The organism is Oribacterium sp. HCP3S3_B9, assembly GCF_052064255.1.
In the GTDB taxonomy this organism is placed as follows: Bacteria; Bacillota; Clostridia; order Lachnospirales; family Lachnospiraceae; genus Oribacterium.
Genome location: NZ_JBQHVY010000036.1, coordinates 1 through 4965, shown reverse-complemented (window position 1 = coordinate 4965; position 4965 = coordinate 1). Strand labels below are relative to the sequence as shown.

Sequence of the window (4965 nt, the reverse complement as noted above, 5' to 3'; positions counted from 1 at the left end):
AAAGAGGGTACCCCGGACCTTCTTTCTTTTTAATCTCATGACAGTATACAGATCAATCTCATGACACGCAAGAAGATCAGCCCGGAGTCAATCTAGGCAGTCAACAACAATTGGACATGGCGCATATAAACTGTTTAGAGTGATTGACAAACACTATAATACTTAACTCCTATAACAACAAAAAGCCGGGACGCAGACAGTCGGTAAAGACTATCTGCGCCCCGGTTTTCTTATGGGTGCTGTTTTGAAATGTTACGCAATAGAACGCCATTTTAAGGGGAAAAGGTATCAAGTATCGCCTAAGTGGTTTTCACGCTCGGAAAACCATATAAATCCAGGCTGTTTTTGCCCTTACTGCGTAACAAGAGTACGCTTTTTTCTCATGCGCTCGGCTGCCTGTCTACGGGTAATGCGTTTCCGGCAGTCCGGGCAGTATTTGACGCTGTTCGACTTTGAAGCAAAGAACGCGCCGCACTCGGTACAACGCTTTTTATCCTCGGTCTTGAAAAGCTCCGCGTAGAGCAGCTTATCAATGGGAAGTACAGCAGTCAGAAACCATTTGCAAAGAAGCGAATAGGAAATAAGCTGCGGGCAGACACATTCCTCTCCGTCGTCAAGCAAAATGCAGTTTCCGCTATCGCAGTTGCAGCATTCCCGTTTTACAAGGCTGTTGACTTTCCGGCTTTGGGGCGGCGAAAGCCGCTTTAGCCCGGTCATACTTCATCAGCGGCGAAAATAGCAAGCTCCGCATACTCGTTTTCCGTCAGCCCGTCCACTTTGGAAAGGGTGCGCTTTGCCAATTCCCGCATATCTCCGTCCATATACGGCATGGCGGCGTTGATGTTTTCCATAACCTCACGCTTGCCGCCCTCGCTGTAAACGCTCATAAGGTTTGTTTCCTCAACGGTAAATCTATTCATGCTCATACCTCCATTTCATGATTTTTCGATTTTGCCGCCGCCTTTTTCGGGGTGGTCTTTGCTTTGTCTGCTTCAAGCTGCGCCCGAAGAGAGGGGCGGGGCTTCTTTATGCTCCTGTCCCTGTTCTCGTCTTTGCTTATCAGCGCATACACGCCATGCTTGCCCTCCATAGCGGAGAACGAAAGGCTCTTATACGGCAGCATGGAAAACAGGCGATCCATGTCCTTATCCGTTGCAAGCCGGAGAAAATACGGGGAAAGCTCTGCGGAAAAATGGCTTTTGTCCGGGCTGTTCGGCTTATCGAATTTCTTCATTTCCTCCACCACGCGGTGGGCTTCCGTTTCAATCCGGCAGTCATGCAACGCGGCGATATGCTCCTTGAAGTCCCCCGGCCTGTGCTGCTTGCGGCTGTGCTGCTGCTCCCGCAACAAGGCTTTCAGTGCTTCCAGGTCGTTGGGCTGTGCTTCAAAGCGTTCAAACTTCCCAAGCTGCGGGTCTGGGTTCCCGTCAAAATACTGTCCGGCGGGCTGTGAGCGTTCCCCATGCTCATAAATCAAAGTATAGTTGTCGGCGAGTATGGATTTTTCGGCTACATCCCGGAAATGCTGCGGGTAGTCAAGTTCATAGAGGTTGCCTTTGAGCTTTCCGCGCTCTGTGCCTGTCAGTTCCACCGCATAGGCAAGGATTTTGTCACGGGTCTGTTCGCCGTAGAATCTCCATGTATTGTGCTGCCTTGTGTCCTTTAGGAAAACGTCGCGTTCCCGGACGCAGCAAGTCCCGGACGGGCGGGAGAACCACAAGAGCCGTTTATCCTCGGCGACGGGTCTTGCCGCCGCTTCCAGTAAAATCCGTTTATCTATATCAAAGTCGCTCTGATAAAAAGCGGTGTTTTGCTTCATAATCGCTTCAAGGGAAGCGATAACGTCCACATCTTCAAATTTTTTCAATTTCTCCAATCGTTCAGCTCCTTTCCAAGTCCTGTGACTTCTGCTTTGCGGGTTTCTTCTGTGCCTTTTCCTTATCTGCCAGAAGCTGCGCCCGGATAGAGGGCTTCTTTTCCGGCTTTGCCTTGCCACGCTCCTTATCGGCTTTGACCGCGTTAGCCAGGTCAACAAGGGAAATAGTTTCTCCTGCTTTAACCTTTGCTTCCAGTTCGTCAACCGTCGGGGTGTTATTTATCTGTCCGTCAATCATGTTGTAATTCTGTTCTGTGGTCTGCTCGGCTGTTTTTAAGTAGTTTTCCGGCGGCTCTGCGGCAATGGCAAACGCCCGCGTTCCATTCCCCATGATGAAATATTTTCCGTCATCGGATTGATGATGAAAGCCATATCCGGCGGCTTCCATTTGTTCGTGGCTCATATCGGTTACATAGAAAGTACCTCGCGGCGTTTTGATTGTTTCGCCTGTTTCCAACTCGTCGGGGGTAAGCTGTTTTTGCTCCTGTAAAAACTCCGGCACATTCTTATAGCCGAAGCTGTCTACATAGTGGGCGGTGTCCTGTCCGTTCTGATGAAGCACTACCACGTCGGAAACGGAAAGGCTGTGTCCCTTAAAGTCTTTGGGGTGGTCGATATTGAATTTCTCCCAAATGCTTTCAAGGGTCATATCCGGCGTGAGGGGTGCGGTGTAGATAAGGTCATAGTTCGCCGCTTCCACACTAAGCCCCGCCGCCTGCAGGCGGTCGTAAGGCTCAAAGCGGAAGTCCCGCGTTTCGTCCCCACGCTTTTGTATATCTTTATTTAATTGCGTTGGATTTTCCAACGTAGGTTTTTTCTGCGTAGGTTTTTCCAACGTTGGATTATCCAATGTTGGATTTTCCAATGTAGGTAAATCCGATACAGGCGGGGTCTGCGGCTGCTCAAAAATCACATAATCTGCGCCGCGCAAGCGTCCTTTCTCGTCGCGTTCCCTTGAACGCACGATATACCCGGCGCGTTCCAGTTCCTTAACGGCTTCCCGGATAGCGTCGATTTTCTCCCGGTTGATAAAGGACAGCCCCGCAAGGGTGTAGTCCCAATCCTCTGGCAAGGACAGCATTTGCGATAACAGCCCTTTTGCCTTTAGGGATAGCTCCTTATTGCGTAAGTGGTGGTTGCTCATAACCGTATAGCCCTTGTTGCGCTCCACTCTGAAAACTGCCATAGCTTCATCACTCCTTTGCTGCATACCTGTTACGCAATAGAAACGCGATTTTGAGGGTTTAGGTATCAATCCCTTATCCGCTGAAAACCGCGTCCGCAAAGCCGCGTAAATCAAGGGCTTTTTCATGCCTACTGCGTAACAAAGGGCATGAAAAAAGCGGCGTTCCTGTTCTTCCTTGTGGGAAGTGAGAAACGCCGCCTGTGCGGTGCGTTATTCTGCTTCTTCGGCTATGAGGTCTTGTATGACTTCGCCAAAGTCTGCCGTAAAGGAAAAAATGAAGTATTCCAAAACGGCGGGGTCTGCGTCCATAGGCTCGGCTTCCTCGGAAAAGGGCAAGCCCATAAGCCCATAGAGCATTTTTATGATTTTGAACAGCTTCCCCCGGTCGGCGGGGGTGTTCATGGTAACAAGTACGTCGGTCAAGCGGTTTACGGTTTCCATGTCGCCGCCTGTCGTTACCCATACCATTTCTGCGAATGGCTGCGTGATTGCTCCGGTTACAAGGTTTACCTTATCCTTGCTGATTTCGCCGGACGGGAGTATAATACCCTTGTCTAAAAGTACGTTTTTCATGTCGTCCTCCTATAATTTGTGGTGCCAAAATGGTGCCCGGTCTTACAAAATCATCTTATACGGAGATATGGCAAGATAAATGACGATATGCAGAAAACCTTGATTTTAAGCCATTTTCGCGAGGTTTTATAAACACTTGCGCGGGCTTATAAGAAGATTTCCGTCTATCAAATCAATAAAAGATATGGGAAAGACTGGAATATTAGAGAACAGGGAGGAGGTAACGGAAATTGGTTGTTGACCAGAAAAAGTGATGTGCTTGTAGATGGAAAAAGTTATCGTACTTTTGTACTTGAACACTACGGTAAATCCAAGCTGACAGCGAAGCTTGTTGATAAATTTCGTGAAGATGTAGCAAATGGTAAAATAAAACTGTAAATGCCTATGCCGTTATGCTATGAGCATAGTACATAGCATAACGGCTTCTCTTTCGTTGAGCTAGCAAGGAGGGTGAATATGTCTTTATCCATACAAGAGCGATTAAAAGACCTACGTGTGGAGCGTGGCTTGACGCTGGGGCAGCTTGCGGAGCAGACCGGGCTTTCCAAGTCTGCGCTGGGCAGTTACGAAACGGAAGACTTCAAGGACATCAGCCACTATGCCCTTATCCGGCTGGCGAAGTTTTACGGTGTGACCGCTGATTATCTGCTGGGGCTGTCTGAAATGAAAAATCACCCAAACGCCGATCTTGCAGACCTGCGTTTGAGTGATGAAATGATTGACCTGCTGAAAAGCGGGAGGATAGACAATACCCTGCTGTGTGAGCTGGCGGCGCACCCGGATTTCCCCCGGCTGATGGCTGACCTTGAAATCTATGTGAACGGAACGGCACTGAAACAGGCGCAGGGTGCAAACGCCATAGTGGACACGATGAGCGCAACTGTTATAAAAAAGCATAATCCTGGCATGAGTGATACGCAGTTAAGACAGCTTATCACCGCCCATATTGATGAGGACGAGTTTTGCCGCTATGTGATACAACGGGACATAAACGGGATTGCCCTTGCTCTGCGGGAAACACACAAGGACGATTTTTTCAGCGTCCCAGAGGATAACCCGCTAAAAGAAATGCTGGAAACTGCTGGTGAAATCGTCAGCCAGGACAGCGACACGGAACAAGCGTACTTGGCGTTTATCTGCAAACGGCTCAAGCTGAATTTTAGGAAGCTGTCAGTAGAAGAACGGAAGTGGCTGAAAAAGATTGCGGAAAAATCCGACTTGCTGAAGAATCCAAAACCGCAGAGAGGACGAAGATAAAAAATGCCTGAACGGCGGTTCTGGTTTTTCAGAACCACCATCCAGGCATTTTGTTTAGTAATAGAAAAAGGTG

7 protein-coding genes are annotated in these 4965 nt (G+C 48.9%); 2 read left to right on the top strand and 5 right to left on the bottom strand.

The window, feature by feature from the left end; all coding sequences use genetic code 11:
• Positions 1-351 precede the first annotated feature (351 nt).
• The 5 genes from ACTNC3_RS11145 to ACTNC3_RS11125 all read right to left on the bottom strand — a co-directional run bounded on the left by ACTNC3_RS11145 (position 352) and on the right by ACTNC3_RS11125 (position 3635).
• Positions 352-717: a cysteine-rich VLP domain-containing protein gene (locus ACTNC3_RS11145; RefSeq protein WP_033120025.1), complete on the bottom strand. Its 366-nt coding sequence runs from the start codon at positions 715-717 to the stop codon at positions 352-354.
• Positions 714-926, bottom strand: coding sequence for a transposon-transfer assisting family protein (locus ACTNC3_RS11140; protein WP_441227467.1), 213 nt, complete (start codon positions 924-926; stop codon positions 714-716). Before ACTNC3_RS11140 ends, ACTNC3_RS11145 begins: the two co-directional genes overlap by 4 nt.
• Positions 923-1819, bottom strand: coding sequence for a hypothetical protein (locus tag ACTNC3_RS11135; protein ID WP_414600698.1), 897 nt, complete (start codon positions 1817-1819; stop codon positions 923-925). The genes ACTNC3_RS11140 and ACTNC3_RS11135 overlap by 4 nt, the downstream gene beginning before the upstream one ends.
• A gap of 61 nt (positions 1820-1880) precedes the next feature.
• A complete protein-coding gene (locus tag ACTNC3_RS11130) occupies positions 1881-3062 on the bottom strand; it encodes a YodL domain-containing protein (protein ID WP_441227466.1) in 1182 nt (393 codons plus the stop codon).
• 210 nt (positions 3063-3272) lie between these two features.
• A complete protein-coding gene (locus ACTNC3_RS11125; protein ID WP_002584990.1) occupies positions 3273-3635 on the bottom strand; it encodes a hypothetical protein in 363 nt (120 codons plus the stop codon).
• Positions 3636-3869: 234 nt separating this feature from the next.
• On the opposite strand from ACTNC3_RS11125, the gene ACTNC3_RS11120 reads away from it, so the two are divergent.
• Positions 3870-4013, top strand: a complete 144-nt coding sequence (locus ACTNC3_RS11120) for a hypothetical protein (protein WP_441036818.1) — start codon at positions 3870-3872, stop codon at positions 4011-4013.
• A gap of 78 nt (positions 4014-4091) precedes the next feature.
• Positions 4092-4892 carry a helix-turn-helix domain-containing protein gene (locus ACTNC3_RS11115; RefSeq protein ID WP_002575858.1) on the top strand — a complete coding sequence of 267 codons (801 nt, stop codon included), beginning with the start codon at positions 4092-4094 and terminating at the stop codon, positions 4890-4892.
• The last annotated feature ends 73 nt before the right edge of the window (positions 4893-4965 follow it).